Here is a 22398-nt window from a genome sequence, read left to right as displayed (position 1 = left end):
CGCCGTCACCATATGTTCGCTTGGACGAAAGGGATGCAGGGATGGACGAGGTCAAATTCGGGGAAATCCTCTTGCCGGGCGACGAGGACACGCAGAGCCGACGCGAGAAGACCGTCAGGCAGAAATTCTGGCCGACATTCCGGCGGGCGGTGCGGCAGATCCCCTTCTCACGCGATGTGGTCGCCGGTTTCTATTGCGCGCTCGATCCGCAGACGCCGACGAAGGTGCGCGGCGTGCTGCTTGCGGCACTCGCCTATTTCGTCATGCCGATCGACATGATCCCGGATGTTTTCGCGGTCATCGGCTTTTCCGATGACATCGCCGTGCTCTCGGCCGCCTTCGCGATGGTGCGCGGCCACATCCGGCCGGGCCACTACGAAGCGGCCGACCGCGTTCTCGCCGATCGGCCGGAAGAAGCAATGAAGACGATCTAAAGCGCGTCCGCTGCACACTTTTGGGCGACATACGTCAGGCGATTTCGCGTTCCAGCACCTTGCGGAGCTTGCCGAAGGCAAGCCGGATACGCGACTTCACCGTGCCGAGCGGCAGCCCGGTCGATTCGGCGATCTCCGAATGCGATTGACCGAGGAAGAAGGCGGCGCGCAGCATGTCGCGCTGTTCCTCCGGCAATTGTCCGACGGCGGCGCGTATCTTGGCGTCGCGATCGTCATTGGCGATGATTTCTTCCGCGCCGATATCGCCCGGCGGCTGCAGGGCCGGATCGGTCTCATCGAAGATGCGGGTATTGGCGCGGCGTTGCATGTCGATGCGGCGATTGCGGGCAATGCGGAAAAGCCAGGTCGAAAGGGAGGATCGCGTGGCATCATAGAGCTCTGCCTTGTGCCAGAGCACGATCATGATCTCCTGGACCAGTTCCTCGGCCTCGCTTGATGTCATCCTCTGGCGCATCAGCCAGGCCTTCAGGCGGGGTGCGAAATAGTCGAACAGGATGGAAAAGGCCTGCTGGTCGCGATCGTTCGCGACGGCCTTCGCGAGGGCAGCGAAACGCTGTCTTTCCTCGGCATCCATGTCCCCTCACCAGCCCCCTGCGGCAATAATTTCGTCCCGGATTTCCAAGTCTTAATGAGGTACAACGGATTTGGGAAAGGTCAAACTCTTGCCTGAATCTTTGTGTCTTAAATTCAGCCGAACGGACGGCCAGTGCCATTGGGGCACGGTGTCGCGGTCGATACCGTCAAAGGGGCGAAAATTGACACTCGAGCTGAAATGACACAGGCACATACAAATCGCAGCTATTGTTGACCATTTGGTAACCTGAATTAAGTCAAAATAAAGCAGATCGTGATTATGCGGCGCCCGCTATGATCGCTTCGGGCCTTGAATCGCAAGAACCGGCAGGAATCCATGTTTGTAAAAAGTATCGTATCCGCTCTCGCACTCACCCTTGTTATGGCCGGAGTTGCGACAGCGCAGCAGGCCGCGCCGAACCGCATCCAGCAGTTCCAGGCATGGGGCGCCTACTCCTACAAGTCAGGCAGCAGCACCGTCTGCTACGTGCTTTCCGTTCCGACGGCAAAGCAGCCGGCAAGCGTCGACCACGGCGACAATTTCTTCATCGTCTCCCAGCGTCCGGGCCAGAACATCTCCTACGAGCCGCAGGCGATGATGGGCTACACGGTCAAGGAAAATTCGAAGATCAATGTCGTCATCGACAACAAGACCTTCGTGATGTTCACCAAGGACAAGGCTGGCTGGGTCGAGAATGCTGCCCAGGAGCCGGCCCTCGTCGCGGCAATGAAGACCGGTCATTCGATGACGGTCAATGCCGTTTCGCGCAAGGGCACGGGCACCTCCTACAGCTATTCGCTCTCGGGTATCTCGGCTGCGCTGAAGCAGATCGAAACCTGCAAGTAAGCGGTCCTTTAGGCCGAAGAATTTCATGGGCCGGCCTTGCGCCGGCCCTTGTCATTTCCATCTATGGTGACGCGCGGGCAAAATGATGCTAAAGCCGGCGCCAACAGCGGACAGATCGCGATTTCAGTCGCCGTTCCGCCATTCAATTTCTGCTAATGTGCCGTCATGCACCCGCCAGTCTTCCGGCTTAGCCCTGAAGTTCGCAGGGCTTGCGGGGCGGTTACGTGTTCGAATTCGGGATTAAAGACTATGTCCGTCATGGATGCGATCGTTGTCACCAAGCCGCAGGCGCGCACGTCCGCCAGCCTCGAGAAGCCGTCGTTGATCGGCATGTCGCGCGAGGAGATGGGGGCGGCACTGCGGGAAAAGGGTGTGGCCGAGAAGCAGATCAAGATGCGCGTCTCGCAGCTCTGGAACTGGATCTATGTGCGAGGGGTCTCCGACTTCGACCATATGACGAATGTCGCCAAGGACATGCGCGAGATGCTGAAGCAGCATTTCACCATCGAACGTCCCGAGATCGTCGAGGAGCAGGTCTCCAACGACGGCACGCGCAAATGGCTGCTGCGCTTTCCCCCGCGGGGCGCCGGGCGTCCCGTCGAGATCGAGGCCGTCTACATTCCGGAAGAGGGCCGCGGCACGCTCTGTATCTCAAGCCAGGTCGGCTGTACGCTCACCTGTTCCTTCTGTCATACAGGGACGCAGCGTCTGGTGCGCAACCTGACGGCGGAGGAAATTCTTTCGCAGCTGCTGCTTGCCCGCGACCGACTTGGGGATTTCCCGGACCGTGAAGCGCCGCAGGGTACGATCATGCCTGCCGAGGGCCGCAAGGTCAGCAACATCGTCATGATGGGCATGGGTGAGCCGCTTTATAACTTCGATGCCGTCAAGCAGGCATTGCTGATCGCCACGGATGGTGACGGCCTGTCGCTGTCCAGGCGCCGCGTGACGCTTTCCACCTCCGGTGTCGTGCCGGAGATCTTCCGCACCGGCGAGGAAATCGGTGTCATGCTGGCGATTTCGCTGCATGCGGTGCGCGACGATCTGCGCGACATTCTCGTGCCGATCAACAAGAAGTACCCGCTGAAGGAGCTGATCGAGGCCTGCCGGACCTATCCGGGCCTTTCGAACGCGCGGCGCATCACCTTCGAATATGTGATGCTGAAGGATGTCAATGACAGCCTGGAAGACGCCAAGGGGCTGATCAAGCTCTTGAAGGGCGTGCCGGCGAAGATCAACCTCATTCCGTTCAATCCCTGGCCCGGCACCAATTACCAGTGTTCCGACTGGGAGCAGATCGAGAAGTTCGCCGATTTCATCAATTCGGCAGGCTATGCTTCGCCGATCCGCACGCCCCGCGGCCGCGACATTCTTGCCGCCTGCGGCCAGCTGAAATCGGAATCGGAACGCATGCGCAAGACCGAACGTCTGGCCTTCGAGGCGATGATGATCGCCAATCACGGCGCCGACGACTGATCAGCAAGTTTGATCCTCGCTACAATTCTCCGCGATTGATTTCAGGGGGTGCTTTTCCTAAAAGTGGCGCCAAAATCATTCAGGAGGATCCCCATGCGCCCGATTTTGCTCGCTCTTGTCGCCACTTTAGCCCTTTCCCTGCCCGCAAAGGCCGATGACGTCACCGTTGCCGTGACCGCGATCGTCGAGCATCCGGCGCTGGATGCGGCGCGCAAGGGTGTTCTCGATGCGCTGACGGCCGCCGGCTACAAAGAGGGCGAGAATCTGAAATTCGTGTTCGAATCGGCGCAGGGCAATCCGGCGACGGCAGCCCAGATTGCCCGCCAGTTCGCCGGCGACGAGCCCAATGTCATCGTGCCGATCTCGACGCCATCAGCTCAGGCCGTCGTCTCCTCGACGCGTGACATTCCCGTCGTCTTCACGGCCGTCTCCGATCCGCTCGGCGCCCAACTCGTCAAGAACATGGACAAGCCCGGCGGCAATGTCACCGGCCTTTCCGACATGTCGCCGGTCGCCGAGCACATAGCGCTGATCAAGGAAATCTTGCCTGATGTGAAAACCATCGGCTATCTCTACAATTCCGGCGAGGCCAATTCCGTTTCGCTGCTCGCCGTGCTGAAGGCCGAAGCCGAAAAGGCTGGCCTGAAGGTGGTCGAATCGGCCGCCACCAAGTCGGCCGAGGTCCAGGGAGCTGCGCGTGCGCTCGTCGGCCGCGCCGATGCGATCTACATTCCGACCGACAACACGATCATCTCCGCGCTCGAAGGCGCTGTCGCGGTTGCCGAGGAGAGCAAGCTGCCACTCTTTACCGCCGATACGGATTCGGTTTCGCGCGGTTCGATCGCCGCCCTCGGCTTCAACTATTATGATGTCGGCAAGCAGACCGGCGAGATCGTCGTGCGCGTGCTGAAGGGCGAAAACCCCGGCGATATCGCGGTCAAGACTGCTGCCGGCAGCGACCTCGTCGTCAACAAGGCGGCGGCCGAGAAGATGGGGGTCACGCTGCCGCAAAGCGTGCTTTCCCGCGCTAACAAAGTCATCGAATAGTCGGCCGGTACGTCTAACGCCTTCGTCGTATTCAGCCGCTCTCGTTTGCACGGGAGCGGTTGTTTGTATTAAAAGGCTCCGTTTCGCGACGGGCGGAACGGACATAAAAAGGGGCTGAAAGCCTTGAGCCAAATCGCATTCTGGGGGGCCGTCGAGCTCGGCTTGGTCTATTCTTTCGTCGCTCTCGGCGTCTATCTCGCCTTTCGAGTTCTCGACTTTCCCGACCTGACGGTCGATGGCTCCTTTCCGCTTGGCGCGGCGGTGACGGCCGTGTTGATCATTGCCGGCGTCAATGCCTGGCTTGCGGCTCTGATCGCCATGGCGGCCGGTGCCGCTGCGGGCATGGTGACGGCGCTGCTCAACGTACGCTTCAAGATCCTCAACCTGCTCGCCTCGATCCTGACGATGATCGCACTGTTTTCCGTCAATCTGCGCGTGATGGGCAAACCCAATGTCGCGCTCATCAATGCCGACACGATGATCAGCCCGTTCTTTGGCCATGGCCTTCGCGATTTCTACGTGCGGCCGCTCTTCGTCGGTGTTTTGGTCGTCATCGCCCTCATCCTGGTCTGGCGTTTCCTGGAAAGCGATGCGGGGCTGGCAATGCGGGCGACCGGCGCCAATGCAAGGATGGCGCGGGCCCAGGGCGTCGATACCAGCCGGCAGATCTATCTCGGCATGGCGATCTCGAATGCGCTGGTGGCGCTCGGCGGCGCCCTGTTTGCCCAGACGAACGGCTTTGCCGACGTCACCTCAGGCGTCGGCACGATCGTCGTCGGTCTTGCTGCCGTCATCATCGGCGAGACACTGCTCGGGCGCCGCGGTCTGCTGATCGCTCTGATCGGCTGCGTGCTCGGCTCGATCCTCTACCGCATCGCGATCCAGCTGGCGCTTTCGAGCGACGTCATCGGCCTGCAGGCGTCCGATCTCAATTTCGTCACGGCCGTGCTGGTGACCGTGGCGCTCATCCTTCCCCGTTTGCGCGGAGGTGCGGCGTCGTGATCAACCTCAAGAACATCAAGGTCGTCTTCGGGCGTGGCACGCCGCTGCAGAAGCAGGCGCTTTCGGGCGTCAGCCTGACGATCGAGGAGGGCTCCTTCGTCACCGTCATCGGCTCGAACGGCGCCGGCAAATCGACGCTGCTCGGCGTGCTCGCCGGCGATGTGCTGGCAAGCGAGGGGCAGGTGCTGATCGGAAACAGCGACGTGACGCGCAAGACGACGGCGGCGCGCGCCGGACTTGTCGCCCGTGTCTTTCAGGACCCGCTGACCGGAAGCTGCGGTGCCTTGTCGATCGAGGAGAACCTGGCGCTTGCGGCGCGGCGCGGCGAGCGGCGCGGGCTTGTTTCGGCGCTTGGCGCAAAACGGCGCGACCATTTTCGCGCGAGGATCGCCGAGCTCAATCTCGGGCTGGAGAACCGCATGAAGGACCGCATGGACCTGCTCTCCGGTGGCCAGCGGCAGGCGGTCTCGCTTGTCATGGCGACGCTGGCGGGCTCGGAAGTGCTGCTGCTCGACGAACATACGGCCGCCCTCGACCCCGGCATGGCGGAATTCATCATGGGCCTGACCCAGAAAATCGTTTCCGAGCGCAAGCTGACGACGCTGATGGTGACGCATTCGATGCGCCAGGCGCTCGATTATGGCCACCGGACGGTGATGCTGCACGGCGGCGAGATCGTGCTCGATGTCGCCGGCGACAGCCGCAAGACGTTGCAGGTCGAGGATCTGATCGCAATGTTTCGCAAGATGCGCGGCCAGACGCTGGATGACGATGCGTTGCTGATCGGTTAGCGGGCAACTGATCGTTTCACGACTCCTCAGAGGCCTGTGGGACCGTCATCAAGAGCAGACTTCCACCAGCACGCGATGGCCATACTGGTTGAGCCATTCCGGCTGGCACTGTTCCGGGTCATAGTCGTCATCGCCGAAGAACAGACGATTTCTATCATGGAAGGCGAAACGGCCGTCGCGGTGTCCGCCAAAATGGCCGGCTCCGCCGAAATGATGCGCTCCGAAGCCGCGATCGGCGAAATTGCCGCCGCCCATATGCGCACCACCGCCGAAGTGGCCGCCGTCACGCGAGAAGCCGCCACCGCCATGGCCTCCGCCGCCGTGAGCTAAGGCAGGTGTTGTCGCTGTAAGGGACGTGGCGGCAAACGTCAGCGCAACAACTCCTGCTGTTATGATATTGCGGAACGTAATCATTGACTTATCCTTTCAAGGTAGCTCTTCGTGAGCCGTAAAGGATATGTGGGCAGCGAAGGTGGCGTGGCCTAGCCACAATTACCGACTTACGATCATATGTTGATCACAAGTAATCGCGCGAAAGGCATGGAATAATTTTGGAGGTCGACGAAATTCGCGGTCACTGCCTGCTCCGGCATGGCGTCTCGCGAATATTGGTGTAGCTGGCGGCGGATCGTTTCACGACCGCGGGCGGATCGATAAGCCGACCGCGGGCGGATTGCTTCGCAACCGCGGCTATCTCGCCTGGGTGAGCAGGATCTTCGCGGCGAAGATCGAGAAGACGCCGGCGAAGGTATAGTCTATGCCGCGCAGCACCTTCTTGTTGTTCTGCAGCCAGGAGGCCAGCCAGTCGGCGGCAAAGACGACGCTGGCATTGACCGGCATGCCGATCAGGATGAAGCAGAAGCCGAGAAAGAGCAGCTTTTGAGTGACGGCCGGATCGCCGGCGCTGACGAATTGCGGCAGGAAGGTCATGAAGAAGATTATGACCTTGGGGTTCAGAAGATTGACCCAGAAGCCCGACGAGATGTTCGAAAGTGGCGTGCCCTTCTGCTCCTCGACCTTGGCGACGGTGAGCTTCGAGCCGAAGCGGATCGCCTGCACCGCCAGCCAGAGCAGATAGGCGGCACCGCCGGTCTTCAGGATCAGGAAGGCGGTTGGCGAGGCGGTGATCAGCGCCGAAATGCCGAAAGCGACCAGCATGGTGTGGACGACGATGCCGAGGCTGGTGCCGACGACAACGAAGAGAGCCGCCTTCTTGCCCTGGGCGAGCGCGCGGCTGATCGACAGCGTCATGTCAGGGCCTGGGGTTGCCGCGAGCAGCAGCGTCGCGGCGGCAAAGGCCAGAAGGGTCGGCAGGCTGGGCAGAAAATCCATGACACACTCTGAAAGCCGGAAGGATCTGGGGATCTCTTACCCGGCCTTCAGAAAATTACCAATCAAACCTGATGATGGCGCCGATCACTTCTGTTCGAGGAAGGCCTTGAACTTGTCAGCATAGTCCTTGTGCCAGCGTGACAGCGGCGGACGGTTCTCGATGATATCGCCGGCCGCCCAGGCCATCCGGCGTTCGTCGACCGGACGCGCCACATCATTGTCAGGGCAAAGGATATAGAAATCGCCGCGTTCGAGGCTTTCGACCATAAAATCGACGGTCTGTTCCGGCGTCCAGGCCGCGGCCGGCTTCTCCGCGCGGTCGCCCTTGGTGAGGCCGGTGAAGACGAAGCCTGGGATCAGAAGATGGGCGGAGATCTTTCCGCCTTCGGTGTTGCGAAGCTCATGCTGCAATGCTTCGGTGAAGGCTTTCACGCCAGCCTTGGAGATGTTGTAGGCGGGGTTGCCGGGCGGTGTAGTGATGCCCTGCTTGGAGCCGGTGTTGATGATCAGGCCGGGCTCACCGTGCGACAGCATCTTCGGGCCGAAGGTGCGCGTGCCATTGATCACACCCATCAGGTTGACGGCGAAGATATGGTCCCAGTTCGCCTGCGGGCTGAAGATCGAGGTTTCCGGGCCGATGCCGGCATTGTTCATCAGCACGTGCACACGGCCGAAACGCTGGAGCACGGCGCGCTCGAGCGCCTCCAGGGATTCCTTGACTGCGACGTCGGTCTCGACCGCCATCACATTTTCCTCGCCGGCAATGGCCTTGAGTTCATTGGCGGCGTCGGCCAGCCGATCGCCGCCGAGATCGGCGATAGCGACGCTCATGCCGCGTCCGGCGAAGTATTTCGCCGCGGCAAGACCGATGCCGGAGGCGCCGCCGGTGATGACGGCAACATTGGACTTCTTGAAAATGTCTTGAATATTCGTCACGGGGCAGCCTCTCCTCGAGCATTTGCGGACGCTGGCGAATATGGGCTCCGCTTTGGCGCTGTCAAACGGTATCGGCACCATCACCGTCGCACTTGGCCTTGCGTCACGCGCCAATCTCGCTAAAAGTGCCGCGACACCGGGTTTTGCCGGCCTTTTATGCAACGGACCTCATCATCATGGCATCATACAAAGACGTGAAGAAAGTCGTTCTCGCCTATTCCGGCGGTCTCGACACCTCGATCATCCTGAAGTGGCTGCAGACGGAGCTCGGCGCCGAAGTCGTCACCTTCACCGCCGATCTCGGCCAGGGCGAAGAGCTGGAGCCGGCGCGCAAGAAGGCCGAGATGCTCGGCATCAAGGAGATCTACATCGAGGATGTGCGCGAGGAATTCGTGCGCGATTTCGTCTTCCCGATGTTCCGCGCCAATGCCGTCTACGAAGGCGTCTACCTGCTCGGCACCTCGATCGCCCGGCCTCTGATTTCCAAGCATCTGATCGATATCGCCCGCAAGACGGGTGCGGATGCGATCGCTCACGGCGCGACCGGCAAGGGTAACGACCAGGTTCGTTTCGAACTGTCCGCCTATGCCCTGAACCCCGATATCAAGATCATCGCGCCTTGGCGCGACTGGGCGTTCAAGAGCCGCACCGACCTGCTCGCCTTTGCCGAGCAGCATCAGATCCCGGTTGCCAAGGACAAGAAGGGCGAGGCGCCGTTCTCCGTCGACGCCAACCTTCTGCATTCCTCCTCCGAGGGCAAGGTTCTTGAGGACCCCTCCAAGGAAGCGCCTGAATATGTGCATATGCGCACCATTTCGCCTGAGGCCGCACCCGACAAGGCAACGACCATCAAGGTTGGCTTCGAGAGAGGTGACGCGGTTTCGATCAATGGCGTGCGCATGAGCCCGGCGACGCTTTTGGCAACGCTCAACAATTACGGCCGTGACAACGGCATCGGCCGTCTCGACCTGGTCGAGAACCGCTTCGTCGGCATGAAGTCGCGCGGCGTCTACGAAACGCCAGGCGGCACGATCCTGCTCTCGGCGCACCGCGCCATCGAATCGATCACGCTCGACCGCGGTGCCGCCCATCTCAAGGACGAGATCATGCCGCGTTACGCCGAGCTGATCTATTACGGCTTCTGGTTCTCGCCGGAGCGCGAGATGCTGCAGGCGCTGATCGACAAGAGCCAGGAGCATGTCGAAGGCGAAGTGACCCTGAAGCTCTACAAGGGCAATGTCATGGTCATCGGCCGCGAAAGCGACAAGTCGCTCTATTCCGACAAGCTCGTCACTTTCGAGGACGATCAGGGCGCCTACGACCAGAAGGATGCGGCCGGCTTCATCAAGCTCAATGCCCTGCGCTTGCGCACGCTCGCCAAGCGCAACCTCGTGAAATAATCACGGTTCGCCTTCGAACCGAATGTGAGCCCGCCGGCATTGCCGCGCGGGCTTTTTCGTGGAGTGAGGCGGCAAACGTCACCAAATTCATAGAGCGTTTTGGATGGCGCAGCTTGGATAGACGACCGCTACGGGGCCGAAAGCGGAATGACCGCTTCCAACACCTGGACAAGCAAGAGCGGACGTTTCTCTCGCTTCGCAGTGTCGTGACCATTTCGAAACGGACGCTTTATCGTCCGCGTAGAGATTATGATCCGGTAGCATTTCATCGCCGGGTATGGCACGTAACCGTTCATAAGTGACAATCCTTGTTGTCACAGACCGAATAGGTGGGTTGCTATGGGCGTCCCCGCGAGATTCGCAATCGAGTATCCGCAGCGTGCGCTCCAGCTCATCAGAATGCTTGAAGGCCCCGCACGAGACAGTGAACTATTAGGTTCTTTTGGATTGTTGGCGGCATCAGCCATCCTGACAATCCCATTTGAACGTATGCGCAGCAGCCATTTCTTGCACGACGAAGGTCAAGACGCTGACCTGGTGGCGCATTTGAAGGCGCTTGAGAAGGCCAACTTTCTCGATGCCCCTTTCTGGGAAACAGCGCCGAAAGCCGGTGAATGGCGTCAGTCGCGCATCATGAACACCGTCGATGAGGTGCATGGTTGGGCAGATCATGACGGGCGCGACCCACGTTCCGACGTAGCGAACACGATTCAGACGCGGAAGGCGAGCGAGGTCCTGCGCGTGCTGCGAAATGCTCTCGCACACGGTAACATTATCTATCTCGACAAGAACGGTCAGGAGATTGCGCAAAATCGGATGGTGTACATGGCTTTCCTATCACGGTACGAGGAAACGCCGGAACAGCGAGAGCTTTCCGAGACCTATCGGGTGGTGGTGGTGACCGAGGAAGCGTTCCTACATTTCGTAAAGTCATGGGCGCGATGGATCAGCCATCTCGATCTTGACAGGCGGTTGGCGAAGGCGGCATGAGCGATCGCTTCTCCCCGTTTGTCATTAAGGCGCTCGTCGATGTCATCACCGGTGGTGCTGGCCAAGGGCCTGATGTTACCGAGCCGATAGGAGTTTATCGCAGCGGCCCCAAGATCGAATCACTGTTTCTCGATTGCGGCCTCGATATGCGTATCGGCAGCAGCTCACGCGTACCGGCGACGACTCAGTTCCTGCGTGACCTCGCAGCCCAATGGGACAGCGCTGAACATTTTAAGCGCATTATTCTGCGGATTTGCGATCCTCGCGAATATATCGCCTTTCCCGGAAAAGCCATTGCGGTCAGGGAGCATCTGAATGCCGCGATGGAGGTTGATGGATTGGCCATCGCGATCGTCGGCGGCAAGGTGCATCTGGTAGAGCGCACCGGTACGGGGCTGATTGTCGAACCGTTCATCAGCAAGGTCGCAACACTTGATTTTGATACAGTACAGGTCGAGATCGCGCGTGCGCTACCGAGCCTGAACGCTGATCCTGAGGACGCCGTAACGGCGGCGTGCTCTCTAATCGAAGCAGTCTGCCGGTCTATTCTGATCGAATTGGGGTTGCCGCTGCCACCGAAGCGCGACATCGACGGTCTACTGAAAGCAGTGCAGGAGCCGCTAGGGCTTTCGCCCGGCCGAACTGATCTGCCGGTCGAGATAGAGCAGGACGTGCGTCAGGTCCTTGGTGGCCTCACCTCCGTCGCTAAGGGAATCGGCGCACTCCGAACGCATGGAGGCGATGCTCACGGCCGGGAGAAGGGCTTTCGCCGCATCGACTCCCGGATCGCGCGACTTGCGTTGAATTCTGCAAGTTCGATTGCTCTCTTTCTGATCGAAACCTGGGAAAGCAAGCAGCTTCGGCCGCTTCCACAACACGGTGAGGAAGCATGAATCAACTCCCAGTCCCATCGGTCCGCATCCCACTGTCTGTCGTTACGCCAAAAAAGTCGCCACGACGGCGTGGCTGTCGCAGCCGATTGGCGCCATGTTGGCCTTAGGCAGGGTCCAGCAATTCTGTTTCCGGGTCCGGTAGTGTTGCTGAGTAGGGCCGACACAGGACGCTAATTCCCGGGGGCCGTGTGTTGCCTGTCGGGTTTCAGACGGAGCGATTAGATAAGACGCCATTCGCACGCGCATTCCAAGGCAGCCTCACGTGGAAGGCGCAAATCGCGATGAAGAGCGGCACGTCCGCATCGTGTCGGCGGACACTTTCATCGCCGGTGCACCCGAACAGCATCTCGACCTTCGAGGCCGTCAAGCAGCATCATGAGCCGCTAGCCCCAGACTTGCGCGGTTTCGGCTTGGTAGAATGCGACGTCCAGTGGCCACTTTTCGTGACGAAGGCTCGCCAGCCACGTGGCGCGGCCGATTATCTCAACGTTCCACGCCTCGCGCTGATCGCCGTAGAGGCCGACGTAAAGCTTCTTGAACCGCCCGCGCCCGATGCGGGTGAGGATATGATCGTCGTTCGCGGCGAGAGAATGCCCGAAGATGAACCAGCAGTGCTTGCCTTGGATCACATTACTGGTGAGCTGCTTGAGGCCTTGGTAGAGATAGGCGTTGTGCCGGATCTTGTCCTTCTTCTGGGCGCTGGTCCCTTCCGCCACAAATAGCGGAAACTTGTTGCTGGCGAGAGCGCGGCTCAGGCTTGATCGATCAGGGGGACGCCCTTCCTGACCCAAGTGTACTTAAGTAAATCTTTGCCCGAATCGAACAGATGCAGCGCACCGTGCAGGAACATTACGCTGGCACTATGCGCGTTCGTCTCTCCCTGCCACACGACATAATCCGCGTCGGGTTTGTCCTCGTCATTGCCGAAGCCATCGCTCTTGGCGAGATCAATCGGATCTCCGAACGGTAGGTCGTCGTGCATCAGGGTCCAATAGAGCAGCAGGTCGTAGTTTAGCGTGAAAACGCACCCTGCCTTCTCGCCGGACAGGAAGTGGGATAGGAAGCGGCGACATGCCCAGAACTTATCTTCTGGGATGTCCGCAGGGATGTGCGGATGATTGCCCGCGATTGTCTGTACCAAGATCTCCTTCAGCATTGCTGCGTGTTCGAGCATCTTAGCAGGCGCCGCGCCACCATCGGCGACATATGCCGGCAGGATGTGGGCGGCACTCTCCAAAGTGCGGATGACCGCCTCGAAGTCTTTGGTGCGTAAGGCCGTGAACACCGCCTCGACCTCAGGTGCACTGGAGAAATCGGCTTGATCGTAGAGCGATCCGTAGTGGAAGTGTCGGCGCGGCAGGCAATGCTGAAGCCGTTGCCCAGCAGCAGGTGCCGCTTAGAGAACTGTTCAGAATCCGTGATAGCCTCTCCAAACGTCAGTAGCGGCAAAATCTTCTCCCCTAGCCGATGCCCAGACAGACCATCTCAGAAGCCCTAAGGAAAGTCACTCCTGCCTAATCCGCAGCCACTGAACGCACGGCCGGGTTAGGAAGGCGGCTAGATGGCTACTAACGGCGAGAAAGAGGGCGCAAAGAAGTCGCATCCTTCAACAACGAACAGATGTCCGCCTCGGGCCGAAAGCGCCTCCGGTAGCGTTTGCTACCTGATCCCACTCTTCATGGCAGTGCACCACCCTTGACGGATGGCTGTGATCGCTTAGTCTGTTGTCATCATCCTCCGGAGCATTTCCATGACGCAGTCTTTGCTCTTCGGCGCCTTTCTGGCGGCGCTCTTCTACGTGCTCATTCCGGGACCCGCCTTTTTGCAACTGCTCGGCATCGGCGCCGGGCAGGGCCGCAAGGCCGGCGCCTTCTTCATGATGGGGCATTTGGTCGGGGATCTCATCTGGTCGTCGCTGGCGCTGATCGCGATCGTCGGCGCAAAGACAATCGGAACCTTCGTCTTCGACCTGCTCGGCCTTGCCTGCGGTTTCTACCTCGCCTGGATCGGCTGGAGCGCCGTCAATGCCAAGCCGAAGGCGGAGGGGCAGGCGCTTGTTGTGGTCGAGCGGCCGTTTCGCCGCGGTCTGATCTTCGGCGTCACCAATCCGAAGGGTTATCCGGTGGCGCTCGCCACCTTCACCGCACTCGTTGCTGGCTCGGCCGGCGCGCTCGATTTCGAGGCGTTGCCGGTGCTGCTCGGCGTGTCATTCGTCGGCTTCGTGACTGCCGACATCATCCTGATCGGCATCATCGGCGCCGGTACGGTGCGGCGCTTCTATCGCGCCCATGAGCGGCTGATCGTGCGCTGCTCCGGCGTGCTCTTCATGGGATTTGCCGCCCAGGCGCTCTGGCACGCAACGCCCGGCCTGCTCGGCTGGCGCAAGGCCTGACCTAGAACAGGATGCATCCTGTCAGCCATCGAGGAAATTGACGATAGATTTTAGCGTCTGGACCTCGTCAGCATCGCCGATCGACATGGCGACCTGCAGCTGATTCTTGTAATAATCGAGAAAATTGAAGCTGGTGCCGTCGGTGACGCTGGAGAGATCGATGACATTGCCGAGCGGATCAATCGCATGCATCGGCAGCGGTTCGGAGATCGCGGCGTAGGTATTCTGATCGATCAGGCCGCTGTCGAAACTCTGGCGTGCGTAATTGCGCAACTCTCCAGGGCTGACCGCGGTGAAATCCGGGCCTTCGCCAACTTCGTCTTCGATCTGGAACGAGGCCGGGACGGGAGCTCTGGTCTCGATTTCAATATCAGAGGTCTTCGAACTTTTTGCGTTATTGGGATTGTTTTTAAAAAGCAAACTCTGAGAAGACCGCACAGAAAAAACTTCCATGGCGCATGTCCCCTTACAAGAAGAACATACGAAAACTAGCGCCTGCGCGTGATTCGCGTCAATCGTTAACGATTGGTTAATTTTCACGTATCAATTGTTGTCCACCAGATTTGGCGGGCGCCCACCAAATTGTCAGGCGAGGCAAAAGGTCCTTACCGTCAACATACCAATTCTACGACAGCCCTCCTATATTGACGATCCATCTGCATGCCAAAAGGAATTCTCCGATGCCTTCTCCACATGATTTCAATCCGGCGCTGGTGACCTGGGACGGTCTTCACGGCCTGCCGCGTTTCGATGCCCTTGATGACGGTGATTTTGCCGCCGCCTTCGAAGCCGCACTTGCCGCGCATGACAGGGAGATCGACGAGATTGCCGGAAACGGCGATGCGCCGACATTCGCCAATACGGTTGTGGCGCTGGAGATTGCCGGCGACGCACTGTCGCGCGTTTCGGCGCTGTTCTGGAACAAGGCAGGCGCGCATACCAATGATGTGATCCAGGCGCTGGAGCGGGAGATCTCGCCGAAGATGTCGCGCCACTATTCGAAGATCGGGATGAATGCAGCGCTTTTTGCCCGCATCGACACGCTTTGGGAGAATCGCGAGACGCTTGGCCTGACGCTCGAACAGACACGCGTGCTGGAACGCCACTGGAAAGGCTTCGTCAAATCGGGCGCCAAGCTTGACAAGGCCGAGCAGGAAAAACTCGCCGCGATCGATGAAAAGCTTGCCGGCCTCGGGACGCAATTCGGCCAGAACGTGCTGGCCGACGAGAAAGCCTGGGCACTGGTCCTTTCGGACAGCGCCGAGCTCGAGGGCCTGCCGGAATTCCTTCGCGACGCGATGGCGGCGGCAGCGCGCGAACGCGGTGAAGAGGGCAAATATGCGGTGACGCTGTCACGCTCGATCATCGAGCCGTTCCTCACCTTTTCGGAGCGCCGCGATCTGCGCGAGCAGGCTTTCAAGGCGTGGGTGGCGCGCGGCGAAAATGCCGGGGAGACGGATAACCGCGCCGTCATCAAGGAAACGCTGGCGCTGCGCCATCAGGTAGCGACGCTGCTTGGCTACGGCAATTTCGCCGAGCTGAAGCTCGACAACACGATGGCGAAGACGGCGGATGCGGTGAACGGCCTGCTCAAGGCCGTCTGGGCACGGGCGGTGAAACGCGCCGGCGAGGAAGAGACCGATATCGCGGCGTTGATCGCCGAGGAAGGTCGCAACCACGAGGTGATGCCCTGGGACTGGCGCCACTATGCCGAAAAGATCCGCGCACGGAAGTTCGATTTCTCCGAAGCCGAGCTCAAGCCTTATCTGCAGCTCGAGAAGATCATCGAAGCCTGCTTCGACGTGGCCGGCCGGCTGTTCGGCATCCGGGCCGTCGAAAAGAAGGGCGTGGCCGCCTATCATCCTGACGTCAGGGTGTTCGAAATCAGGGACCGCGAGGACAAGCTCGTCGCCCTCTTTCTCGGCGATTATTTCGCCCGCAGCTCGAAACGCTCAGGCGCCTGGATGAGCTCGTTGCAATCGCAGCACAGGCTGGAGCTGAAGGACGGCCGCCACGGCGAATTGCCGATCATCTATAATGTATGCAACTTCGCCAAGCCGGCGGAAGGCAAGCCCGCGCTGCTGTCGCTCGATGATGCCCGCACGCTGTTTCACGAATTCGGCCATGCGCTGCACGGCATGCTTTCGAACGTCACCTATCCCTCGGTTGCGGGCACCGGCGTTTCGCGCGATTTCGTCGAGCTGCCGTCGCAGCTCTATGAGCACTGGCTGACGGTGCCCGCTATTCTGAAGCGCTATGCCGTGCATGTCGAAACCGGTGAGCCGATGCCGCAGGTTCTGCTCGACAAGGTGCTTGCCGCACGCACTTTCAATGCCGGCTTCAATACGGTCGAGTTCACCTCGTCGGCGCTGGTCGACATGGCGTTTCACACGAGAACGACCGTCGAGGACCCGATGGCGGTACAGGGTGAGGTGCTGGCCGAGATCGGCATGCCGAAGTCGATCGTCATGCGCCATGCGACGCCGCACTTCCAGCACATCTTTTCCGGCGGGTATTCGGCCGGCTATTACTCCTACATGTGGTCGGAGGTGCTCGACGCCGACGCCTTCGCCGCCTTCGAGGAGACGGGAGACGCCTTCAACGGCGAGATGGCGCGCAAGCTCAGGGACAATATCTATTCCGTCGGCGGCTCGGTCGATCCGGAGGACGCCTACAAGGCCTTCCGCGGCAAACTGCCGAGCCCGGATGCGATGCTCGTCAAAAAAGGACTTTCGACCTTCGAGGAATTGACAGGCAGCGACGCCTAAGACAATTTGATGACATGCCATGATGCGGCGGGGCGACAGCCTTGCCGCAGCTTTTGCGCGTTCCCCCCTTTCGCAAACGCAAAAAAAACTGTATGGACGCCCCAAACTAATAGGCGCGTCCTCTAGAGCGTGCGCCCCAGCTTCAGAGATTTCACATATGGCACTTCGCAATATCGCGATCATCGCGCACGTTGACCATGGCAAAACGACCCTGGTGGATGAGCTTCTCAAGCAGTCCGGCTCGTTCCGCGAAAATCAGCGTGTCGCTGAACGCGTGATGGACTCGAACGATCTCGAAAAGGAACGCGGCATCACCATTCTCGCCAAGGCGACCTCGGTGGAATGGAAGGGTGTCCGCATCAACATCGTCGACACCCCCGGCCACGCCGACTTCGGTGGTGAAGTCGAGCGCATTCTCTCGATGGTGGATGGCGCGATCGTTCTCGTCGATGCGTCCGAAGGCCCGATGCCGCAGACCAAGTTCGTGGTCGGCAAGGCCCTGAAGGTTGGCCTTCGCCCGATCGTCGCGATCAACAAGATCGACCGTCCTGATGGCCGCCACGAAGAAGTCATCAACGAAGTCTTCGACCTCTTTGCAAACCTCGACGCGACCGACGAGCAGCTCGACTTCCCGATCCTCTACGGTTCGGGCCGCGACGGCTGGATGAACGTCAATCCGGAAGGTCCGAAGGATCAGGGCCTTACCCCGCTTCTCGACCTGGTGCTGAAGCATGTTCCGGAGCCGACCGTCCACGAAGGTCCGTTCACGATGATCGGTACGATCCTCGAAGCCAACCCCTTCCTCGGCCGCATCATCACCGGCCGCATCAATTCCGGTTCCATCAAGCCGAACCAGGCGGTGAAGGTTCTCCACGCCGACGGCAAGACGATCGAAACCGGCCGCATTTCCAAGATTCTCGCCTTCCGCGGCATCGAACGTCAGCCGATCGAAGAAGCGCATCAAGGCGATATTATCGCGATCGCCGGCCTTTCCAAGGGCACGGTCGCCGACACCTTCTGCGATCCTTCGATCACAGCACCGCTGCCGGCGCAGCCGATCGATCCGCCGACCGTCACCATGTCCTTCATCGTCAACGATAGCCCGCTGGCGGGCACCGAAGGCGACAAGGTGACGAGCCGCGTCATCCGCGACCGCCTCTTCAAGGAAGCAGAAGGCAACGTCGCCCTGAAGATCGAAGAAGCCGAAGGCAAGGATTCGTTCTACGTGTCCGGCCGCGGCGAACTTCAGCTCGCCGTTCTCATCGAAACCATGCGTCGCGAAGGCTTCGAGCTTGCCGTGTCGCGTCCGCGCGTCGTGATGCACAAGGACGAAAGCGGCCAGCTTCTGGAGCCGGTCGAAGAGGTCGTCATCGACGTCGACGAGGAACATTCCGGTGTCGTCGTGCAGAAGATGTCCGAGCGCAAGGCCGAAATGGTCGAGCTGCGTCCGTCGGGCGGTAACCGTCTCCGCCTGCGTTTCTACGCACCGACCCGTGGCCTGATCGGCTACCAGTCGGAGCTGCTGACGGATACGCGCGGCACGGCGATCATGAACCGCCTGTTCCACGACTACCAGCCCTACAAGGGTGTGATCGGTGGCCGCGTCAACGGCGTGCTGCTCGCCAACGCTCCCGGCGAAGCCGTCGCCTATGCGATGTTCAACTTGGAAGACCGCGGCCCGATGATCATCGAGCCGGGCGAAAAGGTCTATGCCGGCATGATCATCGGCATCCATTCGCGCGACAACGACCTTGAAGTCAACGTCCTGAAGGGCAAGCAGCTCACCAACATCCGCGCTGCCGGCAAGGATGAAGCGGTGAAGCTGACGCCGCCGATCCGCATGACGCTTGATCGCGCTCTCTCCTGGATCCAGGATGACGAGTTGATGGAAGTGACACCGAAGAATATTCGTCTGCGCAAGATGTATCTCGACGCAAACGATCGCAAGCGTTTCGAAAAGTCGAAGGCCGCTCTCTGAGAGCCTAGAGCGCGTCGCAATCTTTCAGAAATCCTTAGAAACCCCGGCCTTCGCGCCGGGGTTTTTTATTGTGCGCCGCGTCGATTCCATCTTGTGACAATCGTTAAAAAAGCGTTAACTTTTGATCGTCGTCCACATATCAAGTCTGTGGGCAATCGATCACAATGCCTCTGTGCATATGGTTAATTGCCTTCGGCGGGACCAGAGTAAACGTTATGAAGACGTTGTCGATCGATGTCCGGCGGGCCGAGCCGCAAGATGCCCGAGCCATATCGGAAACACACAGGCTTGCCTGGCAACACACCTACGCGGGCATCATTCCGCATCGCGCGCTGACGCAGATGATCGAGCGGCGCGGCGAAAGCTGGTGGCGTAAGGCGACGCGCGGACCGGCAACGCTGCTGGTTCTCGATGTTGCCGGAACAGTTGCCGGCTACGCGACGCTCGGCCTCAATCGCGCCCGCGCTCTGCCGCAGGAAGGCGAGATTTACGAGCTTTATCTTCGGCCTGAATATCAGGGCATCGGCCTTGGCAGGATGCTGTTCGGCGAGGCGCGCCGGCTGTTGAAGTCGCTCGGCTGCAACGGGCTGGTTGTCTGGTGCCTCGAGGAAAACGAGAACGCCAGCGACTTCTACCGCAATCATGGCGGCGTCGATTTCTGCGAAGGCATGGAAAGTTTCGACCACAGGCAATTGAAGAAGATCGGCTTCATCTGGAGCTGAACGGCCTGCTGCATCATTCCCTAAATTATGCACTTCAAAATGCTGCAGAGTCTTTTGCGCGTCTGAAAAAATTCGCGGCGCTGGAGTCAGCGTACGACTATCTCCTATTAGAAACTTTTGATGTGAATGTGCGCCGGTGCAGTTAAGCATTGACGCTGTGCCATGTTGCGTTGCCACATGAAACTGATTATCTGGCTGCCAGCAAATTCAACCTCGCGGGAGTTTCTTATGCGCATCGACGCCATTTCAATCGGTAATAATCCACCTGAGGACGTCAACGTTATCGTCGAGGTTCCGGTCGGCGGCCATCCCATCAAGTATGAGATGGACAAGGAAGCCGGCACGCTGGTGGTCGATCGTTTCCTCTATACGCCGATGACCTATCCGGGCAATTATGGTTTCGTGCCGCACACGCTGTCGGAAGACGGCGACCCGATCGACGTACTGATCGCCAGCACCCGCCCGCTGGTTCCCGGCTGCGTCATCAATGTGCGCCCGATCGGCGTCCTGAAGATGGAAGACAATTCCGGCAAGGACGAGAAGATCATTGCCGTGCCGTCGCCGAAGCTGACGCTGCGCTATGAGAAGGTGAAGGACTACACCGACCTTCCCGAGATCACACTGAAGCAGATCGAGCACTTCTTCGAGCACTACAAGGATCTGGAGCCCGGCAAGTGGGTGAAGATCTTCGGCTGGGGCGACTCCAAGGAAGCCGGCGAACTCATCCTCGAAGCCGTCGAGCGCGCCAAGAAGAAAGGCTGATTGTTCAGCCTAAAAATATCTCGAGCTTTTTTACCAAATCCTCCGGATCGCCGTCGATCCGGAGGATTTTTTTGCGCGCGGTCTCACCCGAGACGAGACTGACGCTGGATTTGGGAATGCGCAGGGATTTTGCGATCAAAAGGATGAGGGCCTTGTTGGCCTTGCCCTTCTCGGGCACGGCAGTGACGCGTGCCTTCAGCAACGCTTCACCCTCGCCGCCGGCCTCGATACCGTCGAGAGCATCACGCCCGCCATTCGGCGTCAGCCGGACGGCGAGGCGCAGATGGTCATCGAAAAGGCTCCAGGGACGGCTCAAGCGACCAGCGGGTACAGCGTGGTCCAAAGCAAGGTGCGCAGGAAGAAGATGATCAGCAGCAGGATGATCGGCGAAATGTCGATGCCGCCAAGGTTCGGCAGCAGCCGGCGGATCGGCTTCAGCACCGGTTCGGTAACATTATAGAGGAATGTGCCGACCGAATTGACGAACTGATTGCTGGAATTGATAACATTGAAGGCATAAAGCCAGGAAAAAATGGCACTGGCAATCAGGATCCAGGTGTAAATATTCAAAGCCAAATCAATGGTTTGAAACAGCGCAAACATCGTCATCTCCAAATTCGTTGTTGACAGACATGTAGACATTGGCGACTAAACGAGCAAGTGCCGTGTGGAAACGCGCGGTGAATCATGTTTAACGGGCGGCTTTGCAGCTATTCCGGCGCCCGTCTCCTCGGAAAACCTCCATGTCGTTTTCGCCCACCGGAGACCGTTTTGCCGCGTTCCGGCATCCGTCCTACACGCGTTTCTTCTTCGCGCGCTTCCTGCTTTCTTTCTCGCAGCAGATCGTCAGCGTCGCCGTCGGCTGGCAGATGTACGATCAGACGGGCAGCGCGATCTATCTCGGATTGATCGGCCTCGTGCAGTTCCTGCCGTCGCTGCTGCTCATCCTCGTCACCGGTTCGGTGGCCGACCGGTACAATCGCCGGGCGATTGCCGCACTCTGCTCGCTGGTGAGCGCACTCTGCACGCTGGCGCTGCTGGTCATGACTGTCATGGGGACCTTCACCCCCTTGCCTGTTTTCGCAGTGCTTTTGATCTTCGGCATCGAACGCGCCTTCATGTCGCCGGCGGTGCAGTCGCTGGCGCCCAATCTCGTGCCGGAGCAGGATCTCTCCAATGCCATCGCCTGGAATTCGTCGTCCTGGCAGCTCGCGGCGATCACCGGGCCGGTGCTTGGCGGTCTGCTCTACGGCGTCAGCGCAACGACCGCCTATACGGTGGCGGTGATCTTTTCCGTGCTCGGCGCCGCCCTTCTCTACACGATCCCGAAACCGGTGCAGAAGACGACGGGCGAAACCAAGAGCTGGGCGATGATCCTCGGCGGCTTCAGTTTCATCCGCGCCGAAAAGGTGGTGCTCGGAGCGATCTCCCTCGACCTCTTTGCCGTGCTGCTCGGCGGCGCGACGGCGCTGATGCCGATCTTCGCACGTGATATCCTCACTCTCGGCCCCTGGGGCCTCGGACTGCTGCGCGCCGCACCCGGCCTTGGCGCCATCGTCATGGCGATCTTTCTCGCCGCCTATCCGCTCAAACATCGCGCCGGCATCTACATGTTCATCGGCGTTGCCCTGTTCGGCGTCGGAACGATCATCTTCGGCATCTCGACCAACACCGAAGTCTCGATTGCGGCGCTGGCGCTGATGGGGGCGGCCGACATGGTGTCGGTCTATGTCCGCGAGAGCCTGATTGCGCTCTGGACGCCGGATCAGCTGCGCGGCCGCGTCAATGCGGTTAACATGGTCTTCGTCGGCGCTTCGAACGAGCTCGGGGAATTCAGGGCGGGCACGATGGCGGCGATCTTCGGCGCGGTGCCGGCGGTCGTCATCGGCGGGATAGGAACGCTTGTCGTGGCGGCGATCTGGGCTTCGAGTTTCCCCAAACTCCGCAGGATCGATACGCTCGACGCGCCCAGCACTTAGAGCGGTTCAGCTTTTAACGGAAGCGCAGGATCGCTCTAGCCTCTTGTTTTTACGC

The 22398-nt window shown here is 59.8% G+C and carries 24 protein-coding genes; 16 read left to right on the top strand and 8 right to left on the bottom strand.

All coding sequences use genetic code 11. The features are described from left to right. Positions 1–41 precede the first annotated feature (41 nt). Positions 42–434, top strand: a complete 393-nt coding sequence (locus ELH03_RS20455) for a YkvA family protein (protein WP_018072065.1) — start codon at positions 42–44, stop codon at positions 432–434. A 34-nt stretch (positions 435–468) separates the two neighbouring features. On the opposite strand, the gene ELH03_RS20450 is transcribed toward ELH03_RS20455, so the two are convergent. Then, complete coding sequence (locus tag ELH03_RS20450) at positions 469–1029, bottom strand: sigma-70 family RNA polymerase sigma factor (RefSeq protein ID WP_128400354.1); 561 nt, start codon at positions 1027–1029, stop codon at positions 469–471. Between the two features lie 336 nt (positions 1030–1365). On the opposite strand from ELH03_RS20450, the gene ELH03_RS20445 reads away from it, so the two are divergent. The 6 genes from ELH03_RS20445 to ELH03_RS38775 all read left to right on the top strand — a co-directional run bounded on the left by ELH03_RS20445 (position 1366) and on the right by ELH03_RS38775 (position 6521). Beyond that, positions 1366–1875, top strand: coding sequence for an invasion associated locus B family protein (locus tag ELH03_RS20445; protein WP_003543638.1), 510 nt, complete (start codon positions 1366–1368; stop codon positions 1873–1875). Positions 1876–2124: 249 nt separating this feature from the next. Next, entirely contained in the window at positions 2125–3351 is a 1227-nt protein-coding gene (gene rlmN, locus ELH03_RS20440) for a dual-specificity RNA methyltransferase RlmN (RefSeq protein WP_128400353.1), read from the top strand. Positions 3352–3444: 93 nt separating this feature from the next. Next, positions 3445–4398, top strand: a complete 954-nt coding sequence (locus ELH03_RS20435; protein ID WP_128411854.1) for an ABC transporter substrate-binding protein — start codon at positions 3445–3447, stop codon at positions 4396–4398. Positions 4399–4521: 123 nt separating this feature from the next. Continuing rightward, positions 4522–5400 (top strand): ABC transporter permease, encoded by an 879-nt coding sequence (locus tag ELH03_RS20430; RefSeq protein WP_011653881.1) that lies wholly within the window; start codon positions 4522–4524, stop codon positions 5398–5400. Continuing rightward, positions 5397–6191 carry an ABC transporter ATP-binding protein gene (locus tag ELH03_RS20425; RefSeq protein ID WP_128411853.1) on the top strand — a complete coding sequence of 265 codons (795 nt, stop codon included), beginning with the start codon at positions 5397–5399 and terminating at the stop codon, positions 6189–6191. Before ELH03_RS20430 ends, ELH03_RS20425 begins: the two co-directional genes overlap by 4 nt. A 75-nt stretch (positions 6192–6266) precedes the next feature. After that, positions 6267–6521, top strand: a complete 255-nt coding sequence (locus tag ELH03_RS38775; RefSeq protein WP_164902634.1) for a hypothetical protein — start codon at positions 6267–6269, stop codon at positions 6519–6521. A 360-nt stretch (positions 6522–6881) separates the two neighbouring features. On the opposite strand, the gene ELH03_RS20415 is transcribed toward ELH03_RS38775, so the two are convergent. After that, entirely contained in the window at positions 6882–7523 is a 642-nt protein-coding gene (locus tag ELH03_RS20415) for a LysE family translocator (RefSeq protein WP_128411851.1), read from the bottom strand. Positions 7524–7607: 84 nt separating this feature from the next. Then, positions 7608–8459: an SDR family NAD(P)-dependent oxidoreductase gene (locus tag ELH03_RS20410; protein ID WP_130762461.1), complete on the bottom strand. Its 852-nt coding sequence runs from the start codon at positions 8457–8459 to the stop codon at positions 7608–7610. A gap of 176 nt (positions 8460–8635) precedes the next feature. Here ELH03_RS20410 and ELH03_RS20405 point away from each other — a divergent pair, with 176 nt between their 5' ends. The 3 genes from ELH03_RS20405 to ELH03_RS20395 all read left to right on the top strand — a co-directional run bounded on the left by ELH03_RS20405 (position 8636) and on the right by ELH03_RS20395 (position 11742). Beyond that, complete coding sequence (locus ELH03_RS20405) at positions 8636–9859, top strand: argininosuccinate synthase (RefSeq protein WP_128400348.1); 1224 nt, start codon at positions 8636–8638, stop codon at positions 9857–9859. A 339-nt stretch (positions 9860–10198) separates the two neighbouring features. Continuing rightward, the gene (locus ELH03_RS20400) at positions 10199–10849 is read left to right on the top strand and encodes a HEPN family nuclease (protein WP_128411849.1); all 651 of its coding nucleotides are present in this window, start codon (positions 10199–10201) and stop codon (positions 10847–10849) included. Next, complete coding sequence (locus ELH03_RS20395) at positions 10846–11742, top strand: abortive infection family protein (protein WP_128411848.1); 897 nt, start codon at positions 10846–10848, stop codon at positions 11740–11742. Before ELH03_RS20400 ends, ELH03_RS20395 begins: the two co-directional genes overlap by 4 nt. A 383-nt stretch (positions 11743–12125) precedes the next feature. Here ELH03_RS20395 and ELH03_RS38515 read toward each other — a convergent pair whose 3' ends face one another. Together ELH03_RS38515 and ELH03_RS38510 are read right to left on the bottom strand one after the other, a co-directional pair. Next, positions 12126–12458: a DUF4917 family protein gene (locus ELH03_RS38515; RefSeq protein ID WP_267975661.1), complete on the bottom strand. Its 333-nt coding sequence runs from the start codon at positions 12456–12458 to the stop codon at positions 12126–12128. Between the two features lie 35 nt (positions 12459–12493). Then, the gene (locus tag ELH03_RS38510; RefSeq protein WP_281035104.1) at positions 12494–13102 is read right to left on the bottom strand and encodes a DUF4917 family protein; all 609 of its coding nucleotides are present in this window, start codon (positions 13100–13102) and stop codon (positions 12494–12496) included. Between the two features lie 390 nt (positions 13103–13492). Between ELH03_RS38510 and ELH03_RS20385 the strand changes: the two genes are divergently transcribed. Next, positions 13493–14134 carry a LysE family translocator gene (locus ELH03_RS20385; protein WP_024320406.1) on the top strand — a complete coding sequence of 214 codons (642 nt, stop codon included), beginning with the start codon at positions 13493–13495 and terminating at the stop codon, positions 14132–14134. A 21-nt stretch (positions 14135–14155) separates the two neighbouring features. Here ELH03_RS20385 and ELH03_RS20380 read toward each other — a convergent pair whose 3' ends face one another. Continuing rightward, a complete protein-coding gene (locus tag ELH03_RS20380) occupies positions 14156–14587 on the bottom strand; it encodes a hypothetical protein (RefSeq protein WP_130766725.1) in 432 nt (143 codons plus the stop codon). 227 nt (positions 14588–14814) lie between these two features. On the opposite strand from ELH03_RS20380, the gene ELH03_RS20375 reads away from it, so the two are divergent. The 4 genes from ELH03_RS20375 to ppa all read left to right on the top strand — a co-directional run bounded on the left by ELH03_RS20375 (position 14815) and on the right by ppa (position 20364). Further along, positions 14815–16902 carry a M3 family metallopeptidase gene (locus tag ELH03_RS20375; RefSeq protein ID WP_128411846.1) on the top strand — a complete coding sequence of 696 codons (2088 nt, stop codon included), beginning with the start codon at positions 14815–14817 and terminating at the stop codon, positions 16900–16902. A 157-nt stretch (positions 16903–17059) separates the two neighbouring features. Then, the gene (gene typA, locus ELH03_RS20370; protein WP_018243938.1) at positions 17060–18880 is read left to right on the top strand and encodes a translational GTPase TypA; all 1821 of its coding nucleotides are present in this window, start codon (positions 17060–17062) and stop codon (positions 18878–18880) included. Between the two features lie 215 nt (positions 18881–19095). Continuing rightward, positions 19096–19602: a GNAT family N-acetyltransferase gene (locus ELH03_RS20365; protein WP_018243937.1), complete on the top strand. Its 507-nt coding sequence runs from the start codon at positions 19096–19098 to the stop codon at positions 19600–19602. Between the two features lie 228 nt (positions 19603–19830). Next, positions 19831–20364 (top strand): inorganic diphosphatase, encoded by a 534-nt coding sequence (gene ppa, locus ELH03_RS20360; RefSeq protein WP_011653868.1) that lies wholly within the window; start codon positions 19831–19833, stop codon positions 20362–20364. Between the two features lie 4 nt (positions 20365–20368). On the opposite strand, the gene ELH03_RS20355 is transcribed toward ppa, so the two are convergent. Together ELH03_RS20355 and ELH03_RS20350 are read right to left on the bottom strand one after the other, a co-directional pair. Further along, a complete protein-coding gene (locus ELH03_RS20355) occupies positions 20369–20680 on the bottom strand; it encodes a DUF167 domain-containing protein (protein WP_130766599.1) in 312 nt (103 codons plus the stop codon). After that, on the bottom strand, positions 20677–20967 hold the full coding sequence (locus tag ELH03_RS20350) for a YggT family protein (protein ID WP_018448228.1): 291 nt from the start codon (positions 20965–20967) through the stop codon (positions 20677–20679). Before ELH03_RS20350 ends, ELH03_RS20355 begins: the two co-directional genes overlap by 4 nt. A gap of 140 nt (positions 20968–21107) precedes the next feature. Here ELH03_RS20350 and ELH03_RS20345 point away from each other — a divergent pair, with 140 nt between their 5' ends. Continuing rightward, positions 21108–22343 (top strand): MFS transporter, encoded by a 1236-nt coding sequence (locus ELH03_RS20345; RefSeq protein ID WP_128411844.1) that lies wholly within the window; start codon positions 21108–21110, stop codon positions 22341–22343. Positions 22344–22398: the final 55 nt, after the last annotated feature.

Source organism: Rhizobium beringeri, assembly GCF_004306515.1.
Lineage (GTDB): Bacteria > Pseudomonadota > Alphaproteobacteria > Rhizobiales > Rhizobiaceae > Rhizobium > Rhizobium beringeri.
Note: the sequence above shows the minus strand (reverse complement) of the source record. Positions and strands in the feature narration are given on the sequence as shown.